General features: G+C 68.7%; 25 protein-coding genes. 6 read left to right on the top strand and 19 right to left on the bottom strand.

Annotated elements, in window-relative coordinates:
• The first annotated feature begins 1 nt into the window (after position 1).
• The 3 genes from ACYBYQ_RS09205 to ACYBYQ_RS09195 all read left to right on the top strand — a co-directional run bounded on the left by ACYBYQ_RS09205 (position 2) and on the right by ACYBYQ_RS09195 (position 2,983).
• Entirely contained in the window at positions 2-1,354 is a 1,353-nt protein-coding gene (locus tag ACYBYQ_RS09205; protein WP_459618445.1) for an aromatic ring-hydroxylating oxygenase subunit alpha, read from the top strand.
• Positions 1,351-1,926: a 3-phenylpropionate/cinnamic acid dioxygenase subunit beta gene (locus tag ACYBYQ_RS09200; protein ID WP_459618444.1), complete on the top strand. Its 576-nt coding sequence runs from the start codon at positions 1,351-1,353 to the stop codon at positions 1,924-1,926. Before ACYBYQ_RS09205 ends, ACYBYQ_RS09200 begins: the two co-directional genes overlap by 4 nt.
• Positions 1,927-1,996: 70 nt before the next feature.
• The gene (locus ACYBYQ_RS09195) at positions 1,997-2,983 is read left to right on the top strand and encodes a Bug family tripartite tricarboxylate transporter substrate binding protein (RefSeq protein ID WP_459618443.1); all 987 of its coding nucleotides are present in this window, start codon (positions 1,997-1,999) and stop codon (positions 2,981-2,983) included.
• Between the two features lie 113 nt (positions 2,984-3,096).
• Here the strand turns inward: ACYBYQ_RS09195 and ACYBYQ_RS09190 are convergent, their stop codons facing one another.
• The 16 genes from ACYBYQ_RS09190 to rpsB all read right to left on the bottom strand — a co-directional run bounded on the left by ACYBYQ_RS09190 (position 3,097) and on the right by rpsB (position 18,701).
• Complete coding sequence (locus ACYBYQ_RS09190; protein ID WP_459618442.1) at positions 3,097-3,882, bottom strand: TrmH family RNA methyltransferase; 786 nt, start codon at positions 3,880-3,882, stop codon at positions 3,097-3,099.
• Positions 3,879-4,484 (bottom strand): ribonuclease HII, encoded by a 606-nt coding sequence (gene rnhB / locus ACYBYQ_RS09185; protein ID WP_459618441.1) that lies wholly within the window; start codon positions 4,482-4,484, stop codon positions 3,879-3,881. Before rnhB ends, ACYBYQ_RS09190 begins: the two co-directional genes overlap by 4 nt.
• The gene (gene lpxB, locus ACYBYQ_RS09180; RefSeq protein WP_459618440.1) at positions 4,471-5,652 is read right to left on the bottom strand and encodes a lipid-A-disaccharide synthase; all 1,182 of its coding nucleotides are present in this window, start codon (positions 5,650-5,652) and stop codon (positions 4,471-4,473) included. Before lpxB ends, rnhB begins: the two co-directional genes overlap by 14 nt.
• The gene (lpxA, locus tag ACYBYQ_RS09175) at positions 5,649-6,443 is read right to left on the bottom strand and encodes an acyl-ACP--UDP-N-acetylglucosamine O-acyltransferase (protein WP_459618439.1); all 795 of its coding nucleotides are present in this window, start codon (positions 6,441-6,443) and stop codon (positions 5,649-5,651) included. Before lpxA ends, lpxB begins: the two co-directional genes overlap by 4 nt.
• Positions 6,444-6,899: a 3-hydroxyacyl-ACP dehydratase FabZ gene (fabZ, locus tag ACYBYQ_RS09170; protein ID WP_459618438.1), complete on the bottom strand. Its 456-nt coding sequence runs from the start codon at positions 6,897-6,899 to the stop codon at positions 6,444-6,446.
• Positions 6,900-6,978: 79 nt separating this feature from the next.
• The gene (gene lpxD / locus ACYBYQ_RS09165) at positions 6,979-8,076 is read right to left on the bottom strand and encodes a UDP-3-O-(3-hydroxymyristoyl)glucosamine N-acyltransferase (protein ID WP_459618437.1); all 1,098 of its coding nucleotides are present in this window, start codon (positions 8,074-8,076) and stop codon (positions 6,979-6,981) included.
• Positions 8,077-8,086: 10 nt separating this feature from the next.
• The gene (locus ACYBYQ_RS09160; protein WP_459618436.1) at positions 8,087-8,656 is read right to left on the bottom strand and encodes an OmpH/Skp family outer membrane protein; all 570 of its coding nucleotides are present in this window, start codon (positions 8,654-8,656) and stop codon (positions 8,087-8,089) included.
• Between the two features lie 102 nt (positions 8,657-8,758).
• The gene (gene bamA / locus ACYBYQ_RS09155) at positions 8,759-11,092 is read right to left on the bottom strand and encodes an outer membrane protein assembly factor BamA (RefSeq protein WP_459618435.1); all 2,334 of its coding nucleotides are present in this window, start codon (positions 11,090-11,092) and stop codon (positions 8,759-8,761) included.
• 52 nt (positions 11,093-11,144) lie between these two features.
• Positions 11,145-12,479, bottom strand: a complete 1,335-nt coding sequence (rseP, locus tag ACYBYQ_RS09150) for an RIP metalloprotease RseP (protein ID WP_459618434.1) — start codon at positions 12,477-12,479, stop codon at positions 11,145-11,147.
• A 159-nt stretch (positions 12,480-12,638) separates the two neighbouring features.
• Complete coding sequence (locus ACYBYQ_RS09145) at positions 12,639-13,838, bottom strand: 1-deoxy-D-xylulose-5-phosphate reductoisomerase (protein WP_459618433.1); 1,200 nt, start codon at positions 13,836-13,838, stop codon at positions 12,639-12,641.
• On the bottom strand, positions 13,835-14,686 hold the full coding sequence (locus tag ACYBYQ_RS09140; protein WP_459618432.1) for a phosphatidate cytidylyltransferase: 852 nt from the start codon (positions 14,684-14,686) through the stop codon (positions 13,835-13,837). The genes ACYBYQ_RS09145 and ACYBYQ_RS09140 overlap by 4 nt, the downstream gene beginning before the upstream one ends.
• Positions 14,687-14,701: 15 nt before the next feature.
• Positions 14,702-15,466, bottom strand: coding sequence for a polyprenyl diphosphate synthase (uppS, locus tag ACYBYQ_RS09135; RefSeq protein WP_459618431.1), 765 nt, complete (start codon positions 15,464-15,466; stop codon positions 14,702-14,704).
• Between the two features lie 10 nt (positions 15,467-15,476).
• Positions 15,477-16,037, bottom strand: a complete 561-nt coding sequence (frr, locus tag ACYBYQ_RS09130; protein ID WP_459618430.1) for a ribosome recycling factor — start codon at positions 16,035-16,037, stop codon at positions 15,477-15,479.
• Between the two features lie 16 nt (positions 16,038-16,053).
• Positions 16,054-16,770, bottom strand: a complete 717-nt coding sequence (pyrH, locus tag ACYBYQ_RS09125) for a UMP kinase (protein WP_459618429.1) — start codon at positions 16,768-16,770, stop codon at positions 16,054-16,056.
• Positions 16,771-16,873: 103 nt separating this feature from the next.
• Entirely contained in the window at positions 16,874-17,752 is an 879-nt protein-coding gene (gene tsf / locus ACYBYQ_RS09120) for a translation elongation factor Ts (RefSeq protein ID WP_459618428.1), read from the bottom strand.
• Positions 17,753-17,951: 199 nt separating this feature from the next.
• Positions 17,952-18,701, bottom strand: a complete 750-nt coding sequence (gene rpsB / locus ACYBYQ_RS09115) for a 30S ribosomal protein S2 (RefSeq protein WP_459618427.1) — start codon at positions 18,699-18,701, stop codon at positions 17,952-17,954.
• 468 nt (positions 18,702-19,169) lie between these two features.
• Between rpsB and map the strand changes: the two genes are divergently transcribed.
• Genes map through ACYBYQ_RS09100 form a run of 3 tightly spaced genes read left to right on the top strand, consistent with a single transcriptional unit; the run spans position 19,170 to position 23,137 of the window.
• A complete protein-coding gene (map, locus tag ACYBYQ_RS09110) occupies positions 19,170-19,991 on the top strand; it encodes a type I methionyl aminopeptidase (RefSeq protein WP_459618426.1) in 822 nt (273 codons plus the stop codon).
• A 33-nt stretch (positions 19,992-20,024) separates the two neighbouring features.
• Positions 20,025-22,628 carry a [protein-PII] uridylyltransferase gene (locus ACYBYQ_RS09105; protein WP_459618425.1) on the top strand — a complete coding sequence of 868 codons (2,604 nt, stop codon included), beginning with the start codon at positions 20,025-20,027 and terminating at the stop codon, positions 22,626-22,628.
• A gap of 23 nt (positions 22,629-22,651) precedes the next feature.
• Positions 22,652-23,137: a disulfide bond formation protein B gene (locus ACYBYQ_RS09100; RefSeq protein WP_459618424.1), complete on the top strand. Its 486-nt coding sequence runs from the start codon at positions 22,652-22,654 to the stop codon at positions 23,135-23,137.
• 66 nt (positions 23,138-23,203) lie between these two features.
• Here the strand turns inward: ACYBYQ_RS09100 and purF are convergent, their stop codons facing one another.
• The 3 genes from purF to ACYBYQ_RS09085 are packed head-to-tail and all read right to left on the bottom strand — an operon-like array spanning position 23,204 to position 26,019.
• Positions 23,204-24,724: an amidophosphoribosyltransferase gene (gene purF / locus ACYBYQ_RS09095; RefSeq protein WP_459618423.1), complete on the bottom strand. Its 1,521-nt coding sequence runs from the start codon at positions 24,722-24,724 to the stop codon at positions 23,204-23,206.
• A 27-nt stretch (positions 24,725-24,751) separates the two neighbouring features.
• The gene (locus tag ACYBYQ_RS09090) at positions 24,752-25,240 is read right to left on the bottom strand and encodes a CvpA family protein (RefSeq protein ID WP_459618422.1); all 489 of its coding nucleotides are present in this window, start codon (positions 25,238-25,240) and stop codon (positions 24,752-24,754) included.
• Positions 25,237-26,019, bottom strand: coding sequence for an SPOR domain-containing protein (locus ACYBYQ_RS09085; RefSeq protein WP_459618421.1), 783 nt, complete (start codon positions 26,017-26,019; stop codon positions 25,237-25,239). Before ACYBYQ_RS09085 ends, ACYBYQ_RS09090 begins: the two co-directional genes overlap by 4 nt.
• Between the last annotated feature and the right edge of the window lie 25 nt (positions 26,020-26,044).

Raw genomic sequence — 26,044 nt, 5'->3', positions numbered from 1 at the left:
CATGAGACCCATAGACGAACTGGTGAAGGCGGAAGGCAGCCTGGTGAACCGCGCGCTGTTTGCCGACGAGGAAATCTTCCAGGCGGAGATCAAGCGGATCTTTTCGCGTGCATGGCTGTTCGTGGGGCACGAGAGCCTGGTGCCCAACCCGGACGACTACTTCCTGTCGCGCATGGGCACCGACTCGGTGATCCTCACGCGCGACAGGCAAGGCCAGATCCAGGTGCTGCTCAACAGCTGCACGCACCGCGGCATGAAGCTGTGCCGCTACGACCACGGCAACAACCGCACCTTCACCTGTCCGTACCACGGCTGGAGCTTCTCCACCGACGGCAACCTGGTCGAGCGCCCCGGCGAACTGGTCGGCGTGCCGGGGTACGCCACGCACTACAAATCGGAGCTCGACAAGAAGCAGTGGGGCCTGAAATCGGTGGCCCAGGTCTGCAACTACAAAGGCGCCATCTGGGCCACCTGGGACGAGAACGCGATCCCGTTCCTCGATTACCTGGGCGACATGAAGTACTACCTGGACTGCGCCCTCGACCATCGCGACGGCAGCCCCGGCGGCTCCGTCGTCATCGGCGGGGTGCAGAAATGGCGCGTGCCCTGCAACTGGAAGTTCGCGCCCGAGAATTTCATCGGCGATCGCCACCACGACATCAGCCACCGTTCGGTGGACCTCGTGGGCATCGGGCCCAGCGGCGGCAAGGGACGCCGCGACTTCACCGAGAACCGCGTCTGCGTGGCCTTCCCCGACTACGGGCACGGCACGATCGGCCGCCTGCCCGCCTACGACGAGCCGCCCTACCGCAGCCAGTTCTCCGAACACCCCGCCGCGGAGCAGTACTTCCGCGAGGTCTACGACAAGCGCGTGCGCAATCTCGGCGACAGCCAGCGCGTCACGCCGCATGCCGTGGGCACGATCTTTCCCAACATGTCGTTCCACGCCCACCAGCCGCGCTCGCTGGCTGTGTTCCAGCCCATCAGCGCCACCGAGATGGAGATGTGGCGCATGTACCTCATCGACGCCGACGCGCCCGAGGAGGTCAAGGAAGCCGCGCGCCACTATTACCTGCGCTACTCCGGCCCGGGCGGCCTGACGGAATCCGACGACATGGAGAACTGGTCGGAGGCCACCGACGCCTGCAAGGGCGCGATCTCGCAGCAGATGTATTTCAACTACCAGATGGGTATGGGCCACGCCACGCCGGTGGAGAACCTGCGCGGCGGCCATACCAGCGACTACACCGAAGAGAACGCCCGCGGCTTCTACCGGCGCTGGGCGCAATTCATGACGGCCCCCGACTGGGAGGCCCTGACCCCGATGCCCCGAACCTTGGAGCCCACAGCATGAGCGACACCGCCACCGCCCCGACCGATACGCCCTACGCGCCCGCCACGCGCGAGCTGTGGTGGGAGATCCAGGACTTCCTCTACGCCGAGGCCGACCTGCTCGACACGCGCAAGTTCAACGACTGGCTGGCCCTGCTGCATCCCGAGGTCGAATACCGCATGCCGCTGGCGCGCAACGTGCGCCGCGACCAGATGGACCGCGAATTCACCCGCCCCGGCGAAACCGCCTGGTTCGACGAAGGCCTGCAGACGCTGAGCCAGCGGGTGGCGCAGATCAATACCGGCATCCACTGGGCCGAGGAGCCGGCATCGCGCATCTCGCACCTGGTCACCAACGTGCGCGTCTTCGTGCCGGCCGACGCGCAGCCAGCCGGTGCGCAATCGCCAGACCGCGTCCGCGCCACCAGCCGGTTCATCGTGTACCAGAACCGCCTGCAGACCGAGACCGCGCTGTTCGTGGGCCGCCGCGAGGACGAGCTCTGGCGCGTGGAGGGCCAGTGGAAGATCCGGCGCAGGACGATCTACCTCAACCAGAACGTGCTCGGGGCCAAGGCGCTCACCACGTTCTTCTGACCATCCCGGCGGCCGGGCCGTATCGCAGGCTGCGTTGCAGTGAAACTGCCGTATCCCTCAGGAGTTGCAAATGCATCGTCGCTGTGTACTCAAGACCCTGGCCGCCCTGCCCGTGCTCGGCGCCGCGCCGCTGCTGCGCGCGCAGCCGCAAGCCTATCCGGCCCGGCCGGTGAAGATCGTCGTGCCCTTCCCCGCCGGCAATGCCGTGGACCTGGTGGCCCGGCTGGCCGGCGAAGCGCTGAGCGAACGCTACAAGCAGAGCTTCGTGGTCGACAACCGGCCCGGCGCCAAGGGCATCATCGGCATCCGCCATGCCAGCGAGCAGCCCGCCGACGGCTACACCCTGGTCGGAGGCGGCCTGGGCAACGTGCTGCCCATCGCCACCCTGCGCAACCTGCCCATCGACATCGCCCAGGTCCTCGTGCCCATCGCCCAGGTGGCGGAATTCGCCAACGTATTCATCGTGCGCGCCGACTCCGCCTTCGCGTCGATCGCCGACGTCGTGGCCTACATGGGCAGGAACCCGCCCGGCCATCTCACCGTCGGCGCCGGCGACGTGGGCAGCTCGGCGCACATGGCGGCCATGCTGTTCGCCGACCGCACCCGCTCGCAGGTCACCAGCGTGCCCTACCGCGGGCAGAACGAGATCGTGGTCCACCTGGTGGGCGGGCAGCTGGACGTGGGCATCAGCAGCGTGCCGGCCAGCCTGGCCATGCTGCGCAGCGGCCGCGTGCGCGCCCTGGCCGTGACCAGCAGGCAGCGCTCCGCCCTGCTGCCCGAGGTGCCCACGATGGAAGAATCGGGCGTACCCGACTACAACGTGAGCAGCTGGCTGGGGTTGTACGGCACCCACGGCACGCCGCAGGCCATACTCGACCAGCTGGGCCGCGACCTGCCCGCCGCGCTCGCCACCGACGCGAATCGCGCCAAGCTCGTCTCGGCCGGACTGGATCCCAGCATACTCGGGCCCGAGGCGTTCGCGGCGGTGAACCGAGCCGAGATCGAGCGCTGGTCGCAGTTCGCCCGGCAGATCGGCGCAGTGAGCGACTACAGTTGAAGCAACTGTGGCTGAAGCACTGCAGCTGAAGCGACTGCGGCTGAAGCAACTGCGGCCCGCCCGGCCGGGCCCGAAGACGCGCGGGGCACGCGGGCAAACTTACGGGCCGGGCACTAGGGCCGGTCTTCCGGCGGGTGCTGGCGCCGCTGCTCGAACAGGCAGATGGCCGCAGCCGCCCCGACGTTCAGCGACTCCACCGCGGCGGCGTCGTGCGGTATGTGCACGCGCAGGTCCGCGGCCGCCAGCAGCGCCGGATGCACGCCCTGGCCCTCATGCCCGAATATCCAGGCGCAGCGCGCCGGCAGCGCCTGCCGGAACAGGCTGGCCCCTTCCAGCGCAGTGGCCACCAGCGGCACGTCCAGGCGCGGCAGCAGGGCCGCGAGGTCCTGGTGTTCGTGGATGTCCAGCGCGAAATGCGCGCCCTGCCCGCTGCGCACCACCTTGGGAGACCAGGCCGCCGCCGTGCCGGCCGAGAGGAACACGCGGCGGATGCCGGCGGCTGCGCAGGTGCGCAGCAGCGTGCCCACGTTGCCCGGATCCTGGATGCGGTCGAAGAGCGCGCAGTTCTCGGCGATGCGGCCGGGCGCCTCGGGTTGCGGGGCACGCACCACGAACAGCACGCCTTGGCCATGCTCCACGCCGGCCAGGTCGCGCACCAGCCGCGGCTCCAGGGCCAGGCACAGGCGCTCGGGCAGCCTTTCGGCCAGGCTGCGCAGCGCCGGGCGGTCGAGCCGCTCGGCATCGAAGATGGCCTGCTCGGGCTCGCCGTGATGGGCCAGCCAGGCCTCGCACAGATGGACGCCGTCGAGCAGCACCTGCCCGCCGCGGTGCCCGCCGCCCGCGGCCAGGCGGTGCAGCGCCTTGACCGCGGGATTGTCGCGCGACGTGATGTGCTTCACTGACCGAAGTCCCGGATGGGCGCGAAGCTGCGGCGATGCGCCGGACACGGCCCGTGCAGGCGCAGCGACTCGAGGTGCTGCGGCGTGCCGTAGCCCTTGTGGCGGTCGAAGCCGTACTGGGGATAGGCCGCATGCAGTTGCAGCAGGTCGGCGTCGCGCGCCGTCTTGGCCAGGATGGAGGCGGCGGAGATGGCCGGCTCGGTGGCGTCGCCCTTGATCACGGTGCGCACCGCGCAGCCGCCCAGCCGCGGCGCCTGGTTGCCGTCAATCAGCGCCAGCTCGGGCCGCATGGCCAGGCCCTGCACCGCCCGCTGCATGGCCAGCAGCGTGGCGCGCAGGATGTTGAGCGTGTCGATCTCCTGCACGGTGGCGTAGGCCACCGCCCAGGCCAGCGCCCGCTCCTTGACGAGCGCGGCGAGCTCGTCGCGCCGGGCCTCCGGCAGGATCTTGGAGTCCGCCAGCCCGGCTATGGGCCGCGCCGGATCCAGGATGACCGCCGCCGCATACACCGAACCGGCCAGCGGGCCGCGGCCGGCCTCGTCGACGCCGGCAATGATGGACGGCAGCGGAGCCAGCCCGCCGAAGAGGTCAGGCTGCCCCATGCGCAACCTCGAGAATGGCATTGGCGGCAAGCGCGGGCGTGTCGCGCAGCAGTTCCTGGTGCAGGGCCGTGAAGCGCGCCTCGATGCGCGCCGCCTGCGCGTCGTCGGTGAGCGCGGCCCAGGTGGCCTGCTCGAGCCCGGCGGGGGTGGCGTCGTCCTGCAGCAGTTCGGGGACGGCGAAATCGCGCAGCAGCACGTTGGGCAGCCCCACCCAGGGCAGGTAGGGCCGCTGCTGGCCCGATTTCCAGGCCATGATGCGCCGCATCCAGGGCGACAGCACGTAGGAGATGACCATGGGCCGCTTGTACAGCGCCGTCTCCAGCGTGGCTGTGCCGCTGGCCACCAGGACGGCGTTGGCCGCCTCCATGGCGCGCCAGGCCACGGGCGTGCCGTCGTCGCCCTCCCCGGCCATGATGCAGCGCAGGCCGGGCACGGGGTACTGCGCCAGCACCGCCTCGAACTCGGCGCGCCGCTGCGCATTGACCATGGGAACGATGCATTGCAGCGCCGGATCGCGCCGCACCAGGCCCTGGGCCGCCTGCAGGAAGCGCGGCGCCATCAGCCGGATCTCGGAGGCCCGGCTGCCGGGCAGGATGGCCAGCACGCGCGCCGTGGCATCGAGGCCCAGCGTGGCGCGGGCAGCCGCGCGGTCGGGCACCATGGGAATCGCCCCGGCCAGCGGGTGGCCCACATAGGTGACGGGCACGCCTTCCTTGCGGTAGATCTCTTCCTCGAACGGGAACAGCACCAGCATGTGCGACACCGCCTCGCGGATCTTGTGGATGCGGTCGTAGCGCCAGGCCCAGATCGAGGGCCCGACGAAGTGCACCGTGGGCGTGCCGGCGGCGCGCAGGCGCTGCTCCAGCCTCAGGTTGAAGTCCGGCGCGTCGATGCCCACGAATACTGCCGGCGGCTCGGCCAGCCAGCGGCGCTGCACGTCGCGATAGGTGGCCAGCAGGCCGGGCAGGCGCTTGAGGGCGTCCACATAGCCGAAGACCGACAGCGCGTGCATGGGATGCCAGGCATCCAGGCCCTGGGCGGCCATCTGCGGCCCGCCGATCCCTTCGCAGGCGACTGCCGGCTCGCGCTGCCGCAGCCCGGCAATGATGCGACCGGCCAGCAGATCCCCGGAGGGCTCGCCGGCGACCATGCCGATGCGCGTGTTCATGGCCGGATGATGCCGCGCGTGGAAGCGTCCAGGAAATCGAGCAGCAGCTGCAGGTGCGGCGCGGAATCGGCGTCGGCCTGCTGGCGGGCCCGCAGCTCCGCCCGGGCCTCGTCCAGCGAGAGGCCGCGGCGATAGATGGATTTGTAGGCGTCGCGCAGCGCCGAGATCACGCCCGGCTTGAAGCCGCGCCGCTTCAGGCCCTCGACGTTGATCCCCACCGGGCGGCACGGGTTTCCCGCGCCCAGCACGAACGGCGGGGTGTCCTGCATGAGCGAGCTGTTGCCGCCCGTCATGCTGTGCGCGCCGATCTTGCAGAACTGGTGCACGCCGGTGAGGCCGCCGATGATCGCCCAGTCGCCGACATGCACGTGGCCGCCGAGCTGCACCGAGTTGGCCAGGATGGTGTTGTTGCCCACGTGGCAATCGTGCGCGATGTGCACGTACGCCATGATCCAGTTGTCGTTGCCCAGCGTGGTGACCCCGCCGTCCTGCACGGTGCCCGTATTGAAGGTGGTGAACTCGCGCACCGTGTTGCGGTCGCCGATCACGAGCTGGGTGGGCTCGCCCGCGTACTTCTTGTCCTGCGGCATGCCGCCGATGGAGCAGAAGCGGTAGAAGCGGTTGTCGCGGCCGATGCGGGTCACGCCGTCGATCACGCAGTGCGGGCCGATCTCCGTGCCCGCGCCGATGGTGACGCCGGGCCCGATCACGCAGTACGGCCCGATGCGCGCCGTGGGATCGATCCTGGCCGCGGGATCGACCAGGGCGGTAGGATGGATGTTGGCTGACATTTATTCTTCCAGGCTGCGGATGGCACACATGAGCTTGGCTTCGGCCACGAGCTGGCCGTCGACCAGCGCGCGCCCCTGGTACTTGCAGATGGTGCGGCTCAGGCGCTCGGCCTCCACTTCCAGGCGCAGCTGGTCGCCCGGCACCACGGGCCGGCGGAAACGCGCGGCATCGATGCCCACCAGGTAATAGGCCGTCTTGGCGCCGTCGCACTTCAGCCCGCCGTTCTCGTCGGTGAACGAGAACAGGGCCGAGGCCTGGGCCATGGCCTCGACGATCAGCACGCCCGGCATGACCGGATGATGCGGGAAATGGCCTTCGAAGAACGGTTCATTGATCGACACGTTCTTGATCGCGACGATGGACTTGCCCGGCACCATCTCCAGCACCCGGTCGATGAGCAGCATCGGATAGCGATGCGGCAGCCGGTCCATAATCCCCTTGATGTCGAGTTCCATGAGTTTCGCGTTCCTGCAATGTCGATAATGGAAGCGGGCGCAAAAGCGCCCGCCTGCTTAAAACGGGCAACCGTAGTGTTTATGCCTGGTCTTTTTCCAGCGCCCGCACGCGGCGGCGCAGCTGGGCCAGCTGCTGTATCACGGCTGCATTGCGCTGCCATTCGCCGTGCTCGGCATAAGGATACACGCCAGTATATTGACCCGGCTTGCCGATGTTGGAAGTGACGGCCGTCCCCCCGGAGATATGGACGTCGTCGGCCAGCGTGAGGTGGCCCGACAGCATGGAGGCCCCGCCTATGGTGCAGCGCTCGCCGATCACGGTGGAGCCGGCCACGCCCACGCAGGCGGCCATGGCCGTATGCGCGCCGATGCGTACGTTGTGCGCCACCATGATCTGGTTGTCGAGCTTGACGCCGTCGCCCAGCGTGGTGTCGTCGAGCGCGCCGCGGTCTATGGTGGTATTGGCCCCGATTTCCACGTCGTCGCCGACCCGCACGCCGCCCAGTTGCGAGATCTTGCCCCAGGCGCCCTTGCCCAGCGTGGGGTCCGGCGCGAAACCGAAGCCGTCGGCGCCCAGCACGGCACCGCTGTGGATGATGGCGCGCGCGCCCACGTGCACGCCGTGGTAGAGCGTGACGCGCGCATGGAGCCGGCAATGGGGCCCCAGGCTGCTGCCGCGGCCGATGATGCAGCCGGGGCCCAGCACCGTGCCGCGCCCGATGCGCACGCCGGACTCCACCACGCAATGCGGCCCTACATGGACGTCGGGCTCGAGCTCGGCGTCATCGGCCACCACGGCGCTGGGATGCACGCCGGGCGGCAGCGCAGGCCGGGCCGCAGCCTCGAACCACTGTGCCAGGCGGGCATACAGCAGGTAGGGATGGGCGCAGACCACCCGCACGAACCGTGGCGGCTCGGGCATGGCCTGCAGGGCCTCGGCCGCCTCGGGCGGCACGATGACGGCGCCGGCCTGGGTGGCGGAGAGCTGCGCCTGGTAGCGCCGGTTGGAAAGGAAACTGATTTCCTGCCCGCCGGCGGAGGTCAGCGTGCCGATGCCGCAGATCCGGGGCAGAGCGGCCGCGTCGGCCTCGATGCGGCAGTCCAGCCCTTGGGTATTGACGCTGGCCAACAGGACATCGAGCGTCGGCGCATGGTCGAGGTCCAGCAGAACCGGCATGACGCGGAAATCAGCGACCCAGGCTCTGGATCACCTTGTCGGTGATGTCGACGCGCGGATTGACCGTGACGGCGTCCTGGACGATCAGGTCGTAGTTCTCCTGCTCGGCGATGCGCTTGATGGCGTCGTTGGCCTTGGTGACGATGGAAGAGAACTCTTCGTTGCGGCGGCGGTTGAAGTCTTCCTGGAATTCGCGGCGCTTGCGCTGCAGGTCCATGTCGAGGTTGGAGAGCTCGCGCTGACGCTTGACGCGCTCGGAATCCGACAGCACGGGCGCGTCCTTGTCGAACTTCTCGGCCTGGGCGCGCAGGTTGGAGCTCAGGCGCTGGAGTTCGTCGTCGCGGCGCTTGAACTCGGATTCGATCTTGCTCTGCGCCGCCTTGGCGGGCGCCGACTCACGCAGGATGCGCTCCGTGTTCACGAAGCCGATCTTGGTGCCCTGGGCCTGCGCCTGGGCCAAACCGACGGCCGCGGGCCCGAATGCCAGCGCTCCCACCAAAGCCAGCGCGGTACCCAGCTTGCCGGCCCGACGTTTGAGCTGCGCGCAGCCCGAGGTGTTGAGTGCAAAATCAGCCATCATGAAAATCTCACCTTCCGAGGAGGTAAAGCAAAGACGTTATTGTGCCACTAAACGGAAAGCGAGCCGACCTGCACCCGCTTACCCTTGTTTTCATGCGTAACGTTAGAAACCGGTACCGATCTGGAACTGGAACGACTGCTTGTCGTCGCCGGGCTTGGCGTTGAGCGGCCGGGCATACGAGAGCTGCAGCGGGCCCAGGGGCGATTGCCACGACAGGCCCACGCCCGCCGAGTAGCGCCAGCCGCACGGATCCTCGATCTCGCTGCCGGCTTCGCCGGCCGAGCACGACATGCCGCTGCCCGCCGACACCTGGCCGGCATCGGCGAACAGGAACCAGCGCAGCGTGCGGTCGCGCGAGGCGCCGGGGAACGGCAGATACAGCTGCACGTTGCCGATGATGCGGCGCGAACCGCCGAGGTAGTCGCCGGTGAGCGTGTCGCGCGGGCCGAGCGAGGCGCCGTCGTAGCCGCGCACCGTGCCGATGCCGCCGGCGTACACGTTCTTGATGACGGGGTAGTCGTTGCCGCCGTAGCTGCGGCCGTAGTCGACCATGCCGTTGAAGGCCAGCGTGTAGGCGCGGCCCAGCGGCACGTAGTACTGCTGCTGCGCCGTCAGCATGTAGTACTTGAGGTCCATCGTGGAGAAGTCGCCCTTGAGTCGGGTATACGACCCCTTGGTGGGCGCCAGGGCGCTGTCGCGGGTGTCCTTGGACCAGCCGGCCGTGAAGATCACCGCGTTGGTGGCGTCGCCGTACTGGTCGACGAAGTCGCGATAGGCCTGCGGCGAGTCGTCGTACAGATCGATCTGGTTGCGCTCGATGTTGGCGCCCAGGAAGATGCGGTCGTACTCGGAGATGGGCACCCCGAAGTTCAGGCCCAGGCCCATGGCCTTCACGCGGTAGTCGCCGTCGTTGTTGTTCCAGGGCTCGGTGACCCGGTAGTACACCGAGGTGGTGCGGCTGATGCCGTCCTTGGTGAAGTACGGATCGGTGTGCGAGAGCACCGCGGCACGGTTGGTGCTGCTGGTGTTGACCTGGAACGTGAGGTTGGTGCCGCTGCCGAAGACGTTGTCTTCGCTGATGCCGGCCGACAGGATGGCCTTCTCGGACGAGCCGTAGCCCACGCCCAGATTGATCATGCCGGTGGGCTTTTCCTTCACGTCGACGTTCACGTCGACCTGGTCGGGCGAACCCGGCACCGGCTCGGTGCTGACGTTGACCTCGTTGAAGTAGCCCAGGCGGTCGATGCGGTCGCGCGAGACGCGGATGTCGCCGGCGTCGTACCAGGCGGCCTCCTGCTGGCGCATCTCGCGGCGGATGACCTCGTCGCGGGTGCGGGTGTTGCCGCCCATCTGGATGCGGCGCACGTACACGCGGCGGCTCGGGTCGACGTAGAACGTGACGTCGGCCTCGTGCTTCTCGCGATCCAGCTGCGGGTTCGGGTTGACGTTGGCGAAGGCGTAGCCCAGTTCGCCGAGGTAGTCGGTGATGGCCTTGGCCGAATCGTTGGCCTTGGCGGCCGAGAACACTTCGCCGGGCTTCACCTGCACCAGGTTGTTGATCTCGGTGTCCAGGCCCATCAGGTTGCCGGCCAGCTTCACGTCGCGCACCTTGTAGGGCTCGCCCTCGTGCAGCGTGAGCGTGATGTGGATGTCTTTCCGGTCGGGCGAGATCGTGACCTGCGGCGGCTCGATGGAGAACTCGAGATAGCCCTGGTCGAGGTAGAACGAGCGCAGGCGCTCGATGTCGCCCTCGAGCTTCTCGCGCGAGTATTTGTCGGTGTTGGTGTACCAGGTGAGCCAGCCCGGCGTGGTGAGGTCGAGCTGGTCGAGCAGTTCGCCCTCGGAGAACGCCTTGTTGCCCACGATGCGGATCTCGCGGATCTTGGCGACGTCGCCCTCGAACACGTCGAAGTTCACGCCCACGCGGTTGCGCGGCAGCGGCGTGATGGTGGACGTGACCTCGACGCCGTACTTGCCCTTGCCCAGGTATTGTTCCTTGAGCTCGTATTCGGCGCGCTCGAGCATGGACTGGTCGAAGATGCGGCCCTCGCCGAAGCCCACCTGGTTGAGCGAGGTGATGATGGCCTTGGAGTCGAACTCGCGCATCCCGCTGAAATTGATGGATGCGATGGTGGGACGCTCCTGCACGGCCACGACCACGACGTTGTTGTCGGTCTGGATCTGGACGTCGCTGAAGAAGCCGGTGCCGTACAGGCGGCGCACCGCCTCGGTGGCGGCTTCTTCGGTGAACTGCTCGCCCACCTTGACGGGCAGGTAGCCGAACACGGTGCCCGGATCGATGCGCTGGATGCCCTCGACGCGGATGTCGCGAACCACGAAGGGCTCGAACGCATGGGCCAGCGCCGGCACAAGGAGCGCCGCAATCAGACCCGGCAGTACGCCCCTCTTTAGCTGAAACATCCGGCGAAAAGACATCCTTGCGTATCCTCGGTGGTGCAAATGGCGGGGGATTTTATTCGATCCGTGCCTAGGTGAACAGGCGCGCAAAATCGTTGAAAAGGGCCAGGCCCATGAGGCAGGCCAGCAGACCGATTCCGGCGCGCTGCCCGACCTCCATCCAGCGTTCGGGGACCGGGCGGCCGCGCACGATTTCGAGCAGATAGTACAGCAGATGGCCGCCGTCCAGCATCGGAATGGGCAACAGGTTGAGTACGCCCAGGCTGATGCTGATGAGCGCCAGGAAGCCCACGTACGCCTCCAGCCCGATGCGGGCAGTCTGGCCGGCGTAGTCGGCGATCGTGACCGGGCCGCTGATGTTCCGCAGGGAAACGTCGCCCACGACCATGCGCGCCATCATGCGCAGCGACAGCCAGGCGGTGTCCCAGGTGCGGGCGGCGCCGCGCTGCAGGCTTTCCAATAATCCGTAACGCACCGTGACCATCGGCACGTCGCCGCCCAGCTGCACGCCGATGCGCCCTATCGTGCGGCCGTCGACGGTCTCGGCCCGCGGCACCACGGTGAGTTCGACGGGCACGCCGTTGCGCTGCACGGTGAGCGCCAGCGGCTGGCCGGCGTGCTGCTGCACCCGCTCGACGAAGGCGCCCGCGTCGAGCGGATCGGCCCCGTCCACCGAGACGATGTGGTCGCCCGCCAGCAGGCCGGCGGCCTCGCCCGGGGTGCCGGGCATCACTTCGCGCACCACGGGCTTGGGCCGGGCCAGGGCCAGGCCGGTCTCGGCCAGGGGATCGCCGCGCGAGGGATCCATGCGGCGGGCATCGCCCACGGCCAGGGTGCGGATGCGCGGGCCGCCGTCGGCGGGCTGCACCTCGATGGCGGCCTGTCCGCCCGAAGCCAGCACGTCCAGCAGGTGCCAGCGCGCATCGTTCCAGGATTCGACTTCCTTGCCCTGCACCGCCAGGATGCGGTCGCCCGCCTGGAAGCCGGCCTGGGCGGCCGGCGTGCCGGCGGCGGGCTGCCCCAGGATGGGCGCGGGCACGTCGGTGCCGGCCAGGTTCAGGCCGGCATACAGCAGGATGGCGAGCAGCAGGTTGGCCACCGGCCCGGCCGCCACGATGGCGAACCGCCGGCCCACGGACTGGCGGTTGAAGGCGCGCGCGGCCTCGGCCGCCGACGCCCCGGCGGGCGGATCGTCCTGCATCTTGACGTAGCCGCCCAGCGGCAGCGCCGAGACGGCCCATTCGGTGCCGTGGCGGTCCTGGCGGCGCAGCACCACCTTGCCGAAGCCCACGGAGAAGCGCAGCACGCGTACCCCGCACAGGCGCGCCACGCCATAATGGCCCAGCTCATGGATGGTGATCAGGATGCCCAGCGCGACGACGAAGGCCAACAGCGTGAAGAACATATCGGGGAAATTCCGGAACTGCGGTGAAACGGCCGGGTGCCAGGGGCCCGGGATGCGGCCCCGGGCTGCCCCGACGGGCCCCGGGTGCGTACCGGGGGCGCCGGGATCCCGGGAGTACCTGGAACGCCGGAGGCGCCCCGGGAGCGTCCCGCGCCGGGGTCAGGCCAGACCGAGGTTGCCTGCGTAGGCCCGGACGTCGGCGTCGAGCGCGAGCACCTCGCCGAGCGAGTCGAGCGTAACAGATGATCGCCCCGCCTGCCACTCAAGCGAGGCTTCCAGCACGCGGGCGATCCAGGTGTAGGGCAGCCGCCCCTCCAGGAAGGCCTGCACCGCCACCTCGTTGGCCGCGTTCAGGGTCACGCAGGCGGGCTGGCCGGCGCGCAAGGCCTCGAAGGCCAGGCGCAGACAGGGAAAGCGCTCGAAGTCGGGGGCTTCGAAATCGAGCCGGCCCATGCGCGCCAGGTCCAGCAGCCCTACCCCGCTGGCCAGCCTCTCGGGAAAACCGAGGCCATAGGCGATGGGCGTGCGCATGTCGGGCTGGCCGAGCTGGGCGAGCACCGAGCCGTCGTCGTACTCGACCATGGAATGCACCACGCTCTGCGGATGCACCAGCACCTCGATGCGGTCGGCCGGCATGGCGAACAGCCAGTGGGCCTCGATGACCTCCAGCCCCTTGTTCAGCATGGTGGCCGAATCCACGGAGATCTTGCGGCCCATGCTCCAGTTCGGGTGGGCACAGGCCTGCTCGGGCGTGACGTCGTCGAGGTCGCGCGGGTCGGCCTGCCGGAACGGGCCGCCCGAGGCGGTGAGCAGCAGCCGGCGCACGCCGGCTGCGGGCCGGGCGCATGCCCCGGCCCGGCCGTCATGCGGCAGGCACTGGAAAATCGCGTTGTGCTCGCTGTCGATGGGCAGCAGCTCGGCGCCGCTTGCACGCACCGCCTGCATGAAGACCTGGCCGGCGGCCACGAGGGCTTCCTTGTTGGCCAGCAGGATGCGCTTGCCGGCCTGGGCGGCGGCCAGCGCGGCCGGCAGGCCCGCGGCGCCCACGATGGCGGCCATGACGGTGTCGCAGGCAGGATCGGCCGCGGTGGCCGCCAGGGCGTCGGGCCCCACCCGCACTTCGGGCATGGGCCCGCGGCCGGTCCAGCAGGCGAGGAAGCGCTGGCGCGCGGCGTCGTCGGGCACCACCACCACCGCGGCGCCGGAGGCGGCGGCCTGTTCCGCCAGCCGCTCGATGCGGCTGTGCGCCGACAGGGCATGCACGGAAAGACGGTCGGGGTGGCGCGAGATCACGTCCAGCGTGCTCTCGCCGATGGAACCGGTCGAGCCGAGCACGACCACGCGTTGCATTGCAGTCAAAACAGGACTCCGGACATGAGGAACGCCACCGGCGCCACCGGCACGATGGCGTCGATGCGGTCATAGACGCCGCCGTGGCCGGGCAGCAGCGCGCTGGAGTCCTTGCGACCCGCGCGCCGCTTCAGCAGGGATTCGAACAGGTCGCCCACGATGGACAGCACGCCCAGCAGCATGGCCAGCGGCACTGCGCCCCAGAGCGACCAGCGCTGGGCCAGCATGTGGCCGTAGGTGCCCTCCCATTGCGCGCTCAGGGCGATCCACAGCGCCGCGCCCAGCACGCCGGCAGCGGCGCCTTCGATGGTCTTGCCGGGGCTCACGCGCGGCGCGAGCTTGTGGCGGCCGATCGCCCGGCCGACGAAATACGCGGCGATGTCGGCCACCCACACCAGCGCCAGCAGCGACACCACGTAAAGGCCGCCGTGCTCCAGGAACATGCGTGCCAGCACGGCCCACGCCGTGAAGATGGCGGGCACCGCGAACAGCGTCCAGGCGGGGCTGCCCGCCGGCGCGTCGGCCCGGCCGCGCACCACCGCAGTCGTGGCCGCGAGCAGCCACACCAGGGCCACCAGCGGCGCAAGCACCTGCCCGACCGCCGCGTGCAGCATCCCGCCCGCCCCGACTGCCCAGGCGGCCGCCAGCGCGATCATCGCCCCGAAGGCGCCCACCGCCACGGCGGCCGGCGTGGCCGGCGGCAGGCAGGGCGGGAGGGTGAGGCGCAGCCATTCCCAGGCCGCGCAGGCCGCGGCCAGCGCCAGCAGCGCCAGGAACCACAGGGGCTGCCCGGTGGCCAGCGTGGCGGCCACGATGGCCAGGAGTATGACGGCGGTGATGATGCGCTGGCCCAGCATGGGAGTCTCCTGTTGCTAGCGCGGCGCGTTCTCGCGCAGCTGGGCGCTGGTGCGTCCGAAGCGACGCTCTCGGGTGCGATACCACTCGAAGGCGGCTTCCAGCGCCTGCGCGTCGAAGTCCGGCCAGTATTGCTCGGTGAAATACAGCTCAGTGTAGGCCAGCTGCCATATCAGGAAATTGGAGACGCGCTGCTCGCCGCCCGTGCGGATGAAGAGGTCGGGCTCGGGCGCCCAGGCCATCGACAGGTGCGACGACAGCAGGGCTTCGTCGATGCGGTCGGGATCGGCGGCCAGCTCCGGATGGGCGCGCAGCATGGCGCGCGTGGCCTGCAGCACGTCCCAGCGGCCGCCGTAGTTGGCCGCGATGGTGAGGAACATGCGTTCGTTGCCGGCCGTGCGCGCCTGCGCAGCCTCGATGAGCTCGCGCAGGCGGGGCTCGAAAGCCGCGAGGTCGCCCACCACGCGCAGCGACACGCCCTGCTCGTCGAGCTTGTCCACCTCGCGCTCCAGCGCCTGCACGAACAGCCGCATCAGCAGCGAGACCTCTTCCGTGGGGCGGCGCCAGTTCTCGGAGCTGAAGGCGAACAGGGTCAGGTAGCGCACCCCGCGGCGGCCGCAGGCCTCGACCACGCGGCGCACGGCCTGCACGCCCTTGGCGTGCCCGGCCGTGCGCGGCAGGTGCCGCTGCGTGGCCCAGCGGCCGTTGCCATCCATGATGATGGCGACATGCTGCGGAACGGCGTGCGTCTGCGGCACTGCCAGGGTGGAGCTGATGACCATGAGGCAGGGCTCAGACCTTCATGATCTCGGCTTCTTTCTGGACGACCAGCTTGTCGATGTCGGCCACGTAGCGGTCGGTGAGCTTCTGGATGTCGTCCTGGGCCCGGCGCTCGTCGTCTTCGGAGATCGTCTTGTCCTTGACCAGCTTCTTGAGCCCTTCGTTGGCCTCGCGGCGCAGGTTGCGCACCGCCACCTTGGCATCCTCGCCCTCGGACTTGACCACCTTGGTGAGGTCGCGGCGGCGCTCTTCGGTGAGCGGCGGCATCGGCACGCGGATGGTCTCGCCCAGCGACACCGGATTGAGCCCCAGGTCGGATTCGCGGATGGCCTTCTCGATGGGGCCGGCCATGGATTTCTCGTAGGGCTGCACGCTGATGGTGCGCGCATCGACCAGGCTGACGTTGGCCACCTGGCTGATGGGCACGGGAGAGCCGTAGTACTCGACCTGGACGTGGTCGAGAATGCCGGTGTGGGCCCGGCCCGTGCGGATCTTCGCCAGGTCGGCCTTGAGCGTTTCAAGCGACTTGGCCATCCTGGTTTCAGCGGATTTACGGATATCTGCGACGCTCATGGGGTCTTCCTTTTACTTAAACGTGTACCAGCGTGCCTTCGTCCTCGCCCCCGATGACGCGCTTGAGCGCCCCGGACTTGTTGATCGAAAACACCTTGATGGGCAGCTTCTGGTCGCGGCACAGGGCGAAGGCCGTGGCATCCATGACCTCCAGCCGCCGCACGATGGCCTCGTCGAAGCTGATGCGCGTGTAGCGCGTGGCCGTCGGGTCCTTGTTGGGATCGGCGCTGTAGATGCCGTCGACCTTGGTGGCCTTGAGCACGACTTCCGCGCCGATCTCGGCGCCGCGCAGGGCGGCCGCCGTATCGGTGGTGAAGAACGGGTTGCCCGTGCCGGCGGCGAAGATCACCACCTTGCCTTCCTCGAGGTAGCGCAATGCCTTGGGGCGGATGTAGGGCTCCACCACCTGCTCGATCGTGAGCGCGGACTGCACCCGGGTGTCGACGCCGCGGTGCTTGAGGGCGTCCTGCAGCGCCAGGGCGTTCATGATGGTGGCCATCATGCCCATGTAGTCGGCCGTGGCGCGATCCATGCCCTGCGCCCCCGGGGCGACGCCGCGGAAGATGTTGCCGCCGCCGATGACGATGGCGAGTTCCACGCCGAGGGCGGCCACCTCGGCGATCTCATCCGTCATCCGCACGATGGTGCTGCGGTTGATGCCGAATGCATCATCGCCCATCAGCGCCTCGCCGGAAAGTTTGAGTAGAACCCGTTTATATGATCTGCTGCTCATAGGCGATATCCCGAGGACCAGTCCGACGAAAGAGTGTATGACAAGAATCGGGCCGGAGCCGCGCCATCACCTGGCTCGGCTCCGGCCCAGGGTACTGCTGGAATCAGGCCTGGCCGGCGGCAGCGGCGGCGACTTCGGCGGCGAAGTCGGTCACCTTCTTCTCGATGCCCTCGCCCACCACGAACAGCACGAACTGGCTGATCGAGGCGCCCTTTTCCTTGAGCATCTGCTCGACGGTCTGCTTGTCGTTCTTGACGAAGGGCTGCGACAGCAGCGTGACTTCCTTCAGGAACTTCTGCACCGAGCCCTCGACCATCTTGGCGACGATCTCGGCCGGCTTGCCCGATTCGGCAGCCTTCTGCTCGGCCACCGAGCGCTCGGTGGCGATGTCCTCGGCCGGCACGCCATCGGCATTCAGGGCCTTGGGCTTGGTGGCCGCGATGTGCATGGCCAGGTCCTTGCCCACTTCCTCGGCGCCGGCGTACTCGACCAGCACGCCGATGCGGCCGCCGTGCACGTAGCTGGCCAGCGCGTTCGGAGTCTCGATGCGGCGGAAACGGCGGATGCTCATGTTCTCGCCGATCTTGCCGACCAGGGCGGCACGGGTCGTCTCGACCGTGCCTTCGCCGTAGGGCAGCGCCGACAGGGCTTCGACGGTGGCCGGATTCTGCTCGGCGACCAGCTTGGCCAGGCCGTTGACGAAGGCGACGAAGTCGTCGTTCTTGGCCACGAAGTCGGTTTCGCAGTTGACTTCGATGACGGCGCCCAGCTTGGCGCCTTCGGCGATGTACAGACCGATCAGGCCTTCGGCGGTGACGCGGGCGGCAGCCTTGCTGGCCTTGTTGCCCAGTTTCACGCGCAGGATTTCCTCGGCGCGGGCCAGATCGCCTTCAGCCTCGGTGAGCGCCTTCTTGCACTCCATCATCGGGGCGTCGGTCTTCTCGCGCAGTTCCTTGACCAGGGCGGCGGTAATTTCAGCCATGATTGCTCCAGATTTCGCTAAGACATGCCCCGGCAGGCCGGGGCACATGGTGTATGGACGTTTCGGGACGCGGACACCCTCCCGCGGGCGGGAGGATACACGGGGCATGTGTCAGCCCGCGGCACACCGGCGCGGCCGGCGCGGCGGCGCAACGCAGCACGTCGCGTGCCGCTGCGCCATGCCGCGGGCGCAGCCGGACTCAGGCCTGGCTGTCCTGCACCTCGACGAACTCTTCCTGGCCTTCGCCGAGTTCCTCGACCAGGCCATTCAGGTTCTGCTCGCGACCGGCCAGGACGGCGTCGGCGATGCCCTTGGCATACAGCGCGATGGCCTTGGCCGAGTCGTCGTTGCCGGGGATCACGTAGTCGATGCCTTCGGGCGAGTGGTTGGTATCCACCACGGCCACGACCGGGATGCCGAGCGTCTTGGCTTCGGCAACGGCGATCTTGTGATAGCCGACGTCGATGACGAACAGGGCGTCGGGCAGGCCGTTCATGTCCTTGATGCCGCCGATCGACTTGTTCAGCTTGTCCAGCTCGCGCTGGAACAGCAGGCCTTCCTTCTTGATCATGCGCTCGGCGCCGCCCTCGGCGACGACGGCTTCCATGTCCTTGAGGCGCTTGATCGAGGTCTTGACCGTCTTGAAGTTGGTCAGCATGCCGCCGAGCCAGCGGGCGTCGACGTAGGGCATGCCGCAGCGGGCGGCTTCGGCCGCAACCAGCTCACGGGCAGCGCGCTTGGTGCCCACGAACAGGATGTTGCCGCCACGGGCGGCCAGCTGCTTGACGAACTTGACGGCCTCTTCGTACTTCTCGACCGTCTTTTCGAGGTTGACGATGTGGATCTTGTTGCGATGGCCGAAGATGTAGGGGGCCATCTTCGGGTTCCAGTAACGGGTCTGGTGGCCGAAGTGGACGCCGGCTTCCAGCATTTCACGCATGAGTGACATAACTTGCTCCAAGGGTTGGTTCTTGCGCCATGCCTGCATCGGACCTCGTCCGACACCCTGGGTGGCATGACACGCGATTTCCTTCTTTCGAAGGGGTAGTTTCCTTCTTTCGAAGGTGTCGTTTCCACCGATCCGGCGCCCCGTTCGCTGCGCGACGGACCCAGACGAAAACACCAGACGGTGAAGCTTCAATGACGGATCTCGTTGGCGGCGGCATCCGGCCCGGCCCGCATCAGGACCGGCGGCAGTTCGGCGCCGGGGCCATCCCCCACGCGAACTTAATGCCGATCCCCCACGACCCAGCCTGCACTGCCGCTCGGAAATCCGATATATCCCGGCGCCTCGCCGATACGCCACTGGTGATAACCTAGCGGTTTGTCGCAAGGGATTTCGCGAGAAAGCCTATAATTCTACTATTTTTCGACGGGCCTGCTCAAGCCGGGCCGTCCAGAACCTAAGTCTACCTCCATGGGCATCATCACCGATCCGGCCGATATCGCCGGCATGCGCGCAGCCTGCCAGGCGGCCGCCAAGATCCTCGACTTCGTCACGCCGTACATCAAACCCGGCGTCACCACCGGCGAACTCGACCGCCTCTGCCTCGAGTACCTCACCGACGAGCTCAAGGTGAAGTCCGCCACGGTGGGCTATGCGCCGCCCGGCTACCCGCCCTTCCCCGGCGCCATCTGCACCTCGGTGAACCACCAGGTGTGCCACGGCATTCCCGGCGACAAGGTCCTGAAGAACGGCGACGCGCTCAATATCGACGTCACCATCATCAAGGACGGCTGGTTCGGCGACACCAGCCGGATGTACCACGTGGGCGAGCCCTCCATCCTCTCGCGCCGCCTCACCGACATCACCTTCGAATGCATGTGGAAAGGCATCCAGCAGGTGCGCCCCGGCGCCACGCTGGGCGACATCGGCAGCGTCATCCAGAAACACGCCGAGGCGCAGGGCTTCTCGGTGGTGCGCGAATACTGCGGCCACGGCATCGGCCGCAGCTTCCACGAAGACCCGCAGGTCCTGCACTACGGCCGGCCCGGCACCGGCATCAAGCTCGTGCCCGGCATGGTGTTCACCATCGAGCCCATGATCAACGCCGGCCGCCGCGAGATCCGCCAGCTGGCCGACGGCTGGACCGTCGTCACGCGCGATCACAGCCTGTCGGCGCAATGGGAACACACGGTCCGCGTCACCGACACCGGCTATGAAGTGCTCAGCGTCTCGCCGGGCGTCCAGGCTCCGCCCGCCTTCATCACCGAGCCGCTGTCCATTCCCGCAGCCTGACCTGCTGCCTGCGAACCGGCCATTCCCGCCCGCATGACCCCCGTCGACCTGTCCTCCCTCAAGACGCGCATGCAGGCCGCCCGGGCAGCCGCGATCGCGCAGTTCCGCGAACACCAGCGGCCCGACACCCTGCTGGGCGAGCTGCGCCGCATCGTCGACCAGGCATTGCGCGACCTGATCAAGCTGTCCCCCCTGCCCGCGGGCGCCGCGCTGGCTGCCGTGGGCGGTTACGGCCGAGGCGAGCTCTATCCGCACTCCGACGTGGACCTGCTGATCCTGCTGCCCGAGCCGCCCGGCCCGGACGAGGAATCGGCCATCCAGCGGCTGGTGGCGGCACTCTGGGACCTCGGCCTGGAGCCGGGCCACAGCGTGCGCACCATCGCACAGTGCGAGGAAGAGGCCGAGGCCGACATCACCGTGGAAACCGCCCTGCTGGAATCGCGCTGGCTGGCCGGCAGCCGCACGCTGATGAAGCGCTTCGAGGCGGCCATGCATGCCCGGCTCGACGCCCCCGCCTTCTTCCTGGCCAAGCGCGTCGAGATGCAGCAGCGCCATGCCCGCCACCAGGACACGCCCTATGCGCTGGAACCCAACTGCAAGGAATCGCCGGGGGGGCTGCGCGACCTGCAGGTGATCCTCTGGATGGCGCGCGCCGCGGGCTTCGGGCACACCTGGAAGGAGGTGGCCCAGGCCGGCCTGCTCACCTCGTCCGAGGCGCGCGACCTGCGCCGCGCCGAGCAAGCCTTCAAGCGCCTGCGCATCGAGCTGCACCTGCTCACAGGCCGGCGCGAAGACCGCGTGCTGTTCGACCTGCAGCCCGGCCTGGCGGAGGTATACGGGATCGCCGCCACGGCCACGCGGCGCGCCAGCGAACTGCTGATGCAGCGCTACTACTGGGCGGCCCGGCTGGTTTCCCAGCTCAATGCGATCCTGGTGCAGAACATCGAGGAGCGCCTCTTTCCCCGGCCCGACGACGACGCGCGCCAGATCGACGACGACTTCCGCAACCTGCACGACCGCCTGGACATCCTCCGCGACGACTGTTTCGAGCGCAATCCCACGCTGCTGCTGCGCGCCTTCCTGGCCATGCAGCAGCATCCCGAACTCCACGGCATGTCGGCGCGCACGCTGCGCGCGATCTGGCATTCGCGCCATCGCATCGACGCGCAGTTCCGCAGCAACCCCGTCAATCGCAAGCTGTTCCTGCAGATCCTGCAGCAGCCGCGCGGCATCGTCCATGAGCTGCGGCGCATGACCATGCTGAACGTGCTGCCCCGCTACCTGCCGGTTTTCCGCCGCATCGTCGGGCAGATGCAGCACGACCTGTTCCACGTCTATACGGTGGACCAGCACACGCTGGCGGTGGTGCGCAACCTGCGCCGCTTCACCATGCCCGAGCACGCCCAGGAGTATCCGCTGGCCAGCCAGCTGATCGCCGGCCTGGACCGCCACTGGCTGCTGTACGTGGCCGCGCTCTACCACGACATCGCCAAGGGCCGCGGCGGCGACCATTCCGAGCTGGGCGCCCGCGAGGTGCGGCGCTTCGCCCACGATCACGGCCTGGACCCTGACGACGCCGAGCTCGTCGAGTTCCTGGTGCGCCATCACCTGCTGATGTCCACGGTCGCCCAGAAGCGCGACCTCTCCGACCCGGGCGTCATCCGGGACTTCGCCGCGCGCGTCCGCGACGAACGCCACCTCACCGCCCTTTACCTGCTCACGGTGGCCGACATCCGCGGCACCAGCCCGAAGGTGTGGAACGCCTGGAAAGGCAAGCTGCTGGAAGACCTCTACCGGCTCACGCTGGCCGCCCTGGGCGGCTCGCATCCGGATGCGCACACCGTGCTCACCCAGCGCAGGGAGGAGGCCGCGCGCCTGACGCGGCTGGCGGGCCTGCGCGACGACGCCCGCGAAGCGTTCTGGAAAGAGCTCGACATCGCCTATTTCCTGCGCCACGACGCCTCCGAGATCGCCTGGCACACCCGCCACCTGTACCACCAGGTGGCGCCAGACCGCCCGGTGGTGCGCGCCCGCCCCACCGAAGAGGGCGGCGGCCTGCAGATCATGGTCTACACGCGCGACGTGCCCGACCTCTTCATGAGCACCTGCGCCTATTTCGACGCCCAGTCGCTGAGCGTGCAGGACGCCCGCGTGCACACCACGCGGCACGGCTGGGCGCTGGACAGCTACATCGTGCTGCCGCCCGAGGGCCAGCACGACCTGCGCGCCCTGGCCACGCTGGTCGAGCACGAGCTCGCGGAGCGGCTGCGGCTGCCCGCCTCGGAGGCGCGCGAAGCCGCCCGCGCAACCCGCCATGGGCGCAGCCGGCAGTCGCGCATCTCGCGCGTGTTCCCGGTGATGCCCCAGGCCGAGCTGCAGCCCGACGAGCGCAGCCAGTCCTGGCGCCTGTCGGTCACGGCCACCGACCGGCCCGGCCTGCTGCACGCCATCGCCCGGGTGTTCGCCGAGCATGGCGTCAGCCTCATCATGGCCAAGATCATGACGCTGGGCGACCGCGTCGAAGACGTATTCATCATTTCCGGATCGGCGCTGGAGCGCCCGCGCTCGCAGATGCAGTTCGAGCGCGGCGTGCTGGAGGCGCTGGCCGGCGACGCGGCGGGCCTGCAGGCCGCCTGACATCACGCCAGACCGTACCAATCATGTCCCGAACCTGCCGCAAGCGCCTGCTCCTGCTCATCGCCGTCCTGTGCTTCGGCGCAGTGACGGTGGCGATGATCTCCCAGCATCTCTACGACATGCCGCCCTGCGCGTGGTGCGTGTTCCAGCGCCTGATCTATCTGGCGCTCGGCGTGGCGGCCCTGCTGGGCGCCCTGGCTCCTCCGCCGGCGTCGCGCGTCGCCGCCGGCGGCGCGGCGCTGCTCGGCCTGGGCGGCGCGATGGCCGCCTGGTACCAGTACACCGTGGCCTCGCAGATGCTCTCCTGCGACCTGACCTTCGCCGACCGCTTCATGAGCGCAAGCGGGCTGGACGCCGCCCTGCCCTGGCTGTTCGGCATCTATGCCACCTGCATGGACGCCGCGGTCGAGGTGTTCGGGCTCGAGTATGCGCTATGGAGCCTGCTGCTCTTCGCCGTGCTGGCGCTGCTGGCCGCCTGGGCGGCGCTGCGCCCGACCCGGCCGGCCTGAAGACGCACGCGAAAAAAAGCCGGACACGGGTGTCCGGCTCGTTGCGTCCCGCCGCCAGCGGGGCCGTCAGACGTCGTTGGCGGCGTAGCCCATGTTGAACTGCAGGCCGCCGGCGCCTGCTTCCTGGCTGTCGTCGCCGCGCGACTGGCCCAGGCGCGCCAGGTACTCCGGGGTGATGTCGCCCGTGATGTAGTCGCCATCGAAGCAGGAGGCCTCGAAACGGGTGAGCGCGGGATTGATGTCGCGCACCGACTGCTGCATGTCGTTCAGGTCCTGGTAGATCAGGGCATCGGCGCCTATGGTGCGGGCGATCTCTTCGTCGCTGCGGCCGGTGGCGATGAGCTCCTTCTGCGTGGGCATGTCGATGCCGTACACATTGGGATAGCGCACCGGGGGCGCGGCGGAGGCGAAATACACCTTGTTGGCGCCGGCTGCCCGCGCCATCTCGACGATCTCGCGGCTGGTGGTGCCGCGCACGATCGAATCGTCGACCAGCAGCACGTTCTTGCCCTTGAACTCCACGCCGATGGCATTGAGCTTCTGGCGCACCGATTTCTTGCGCACGGCCTGGCCGGGCATGATGAAGGTGCGGCCCACATAGCGGTTCTTGATCAGGCCCTCGCGATAATCGAGGTTCAGTCGCGAGGCCAGCTGCATGGCCGCCGGGCGCGAGGAATCGGGAATCGGCATCACCACGTCGATGTCGCCCAGGCGCATGCTGCGGGCAACCTTGTCGGCCAGGTATTCGCCCATGCGCAGGCGGGCGCCGTACACCGACACGCCGTCGATCAGCGAATCCGGCCTTGCGAAGTACACGTATTCGAAGATGCAGGGCACCAGCTGGGCATTCTCGGCGCACTGGCGGCTGACCAGCCTGCCGTCCAGGTCCACGAATACCGCCTCCCCCGGCGCGACGTCGCGCACGAAGGCAAAGCCGCTGCCCTCCAGGGCCACCGACTCGGAGGCCACCATCCACTCGACGCCTTCGTCGGTTTCCTGGCGGCCGATGCACAGCGGCCGGATGCCGTAGGGATCGCGGAAGGCCAGCAGGCCGTAGCCCGAGATCTGCGCCACCACGGCGTAGGCCCCGCGCACGCGCTTGTGCACCGCGGCCACCGCACGGAAGATCGCGTCGTCATCCAGCGACACGCCGTTGGCGGCCGACTGCAGCTCGTGGGCCAGCACGTTGAGCAGCACTTCGGAATCGGAATTGGTATTGATGTGGCGCCGGTCGACGCGGTAGAGCGATTCGCGCAGCTCGCGCCAGTTGGTGAGGTTGCCGTTGTGCGCGAACATGATGCCGAACGGCGCATTCACGTAGAACGGCTGGGCTTCCTCCTCGCTGGCGCTGGAACCGGCGGTGGGATAACGCACCTGGCCGATGCCGCTGCTGCCCGGCAGCGCGCGCATGTTGCGGGTGCGGAACACGTCGCGCACGAGGCCATGCGCCTTGAACATGTTGAACTGGTTGCCCTGCGACGTGGCGATGCCCGCCGCATCCTGACCGCGGTGCTGCAGCAGCAGCAGGCTGTCATAGAGGAGCTGGTTTACCGGCCCGCGTCCGATGACGCCAACGATTCCGCACATGGTGATTCCCTGTAGAAATGAGTCGAATCAATACGGCAGCCATTCCGCCAGCGACGGCGGCAGCCACGTCTTGATGTGTTTTACCGCCCCGACGGCCGAAGGCGAGAACATCGCGTCGCGCCACCAGGGCTCCTGGGGCAGCGGCGTGTATCCCGCGAGCGCCACCAGGATGAGGATGATCAGCAGGCCGCGTGCCAGCCCGAACAGGCCGCCCAGGCCGTGGTCGGCCGGCCCCAGCCCGGTGGTGCGTATCAGCGCGGACAGCGTCATGTTGACCAGCCCCACGCCCAGCAGCACCACGATGAATACCGCCGCGTACGACACGCCCATGCGGAGCAGGGCGGTCTCGATGTAGGGCTGCAGCCAGCCATGCACCGTGGGCCCCCACCAGATCGCCGCCACGAAGGCCAGCAGGTAGGCAACCAGCGACAGCAGCTCCTTGAGCAGCCCGCGCACCAGCCCCAGCACGCCGGAGACGGCGAGGATCGCCAGCGCGACGAAATCGAAGCCGGTCACTGTGCCGCGATGAAGCCGTTGTCATAACCCAGCGTGCGCAGCCGAGCCTGGGCCGCCTGCGCCGCCTCGCGCGAAGGGAACGGGCCCACGCGCAGGCGGTACTGCTGCTTGCCGTTGACGCTGGCCTGCTCGACGAACGCATTGGTGATGCCGGCCTGGTGCAGCTTGCTGCGCCGGCCCTGGGCATCGGATTGGGACGAATACGACGCGACCTGCAGCACGTAGTTGCCGGCGGTCTGCGGCTTGGCGGGCGCCGGCGCGGGCGGGGTACGCCCTTCCAGCAGCGCCAGCGCGCGCGAACCGTCGTCGCTGCGCTGCTGGGGCGCGGCCGGCTTGGGTTCGGGCTTGGGCTGCGGCGCCGGTTCAGGCTTGGGCGGCACGGGCGGCACCGGGGGCGCCGGCTCGGGCTCGATCGTGGGCGCGTCCGGAGGCGGGGCGTCGGGAGCACCCGCGGGTGGTTCGGGCGTGCCGGCCGGCGCCTGCGGCGCCGGAGCGGGTTCGGGCGTGACGCTGGCCACCTGCGGCGGCGACACCTGCGGCTGGTAGGGCGTGTCGCGGCCCGGGATGCGGATGGGGATGTCGTCGGCCACGGGCACGGGCTCGGAATCCAGGATCATGGGCAGCACGATGACGGCCGCCAAAACCAAGGCCACGGCGCCGGCCAGGCGCCGTCGGGCCTTGGCCCGCAATTCCGCCGCCTGGGCCTCGCTGGATACGGAAGGACGCGGACGAGACGAGCCGCCCGAAGCGGCAGGATCCTTGCGTGTGAACAATCCCATGGAACTCGATTCCTAGCGGCCGGGT

Source organism: Bordetella sp. 2513F2, from assembly GCF_054642735.1.
Note: the sequence above shows the minus strand (reverse complement) of the source record. Positions and strands in the feature narration are given on the sequence as shown.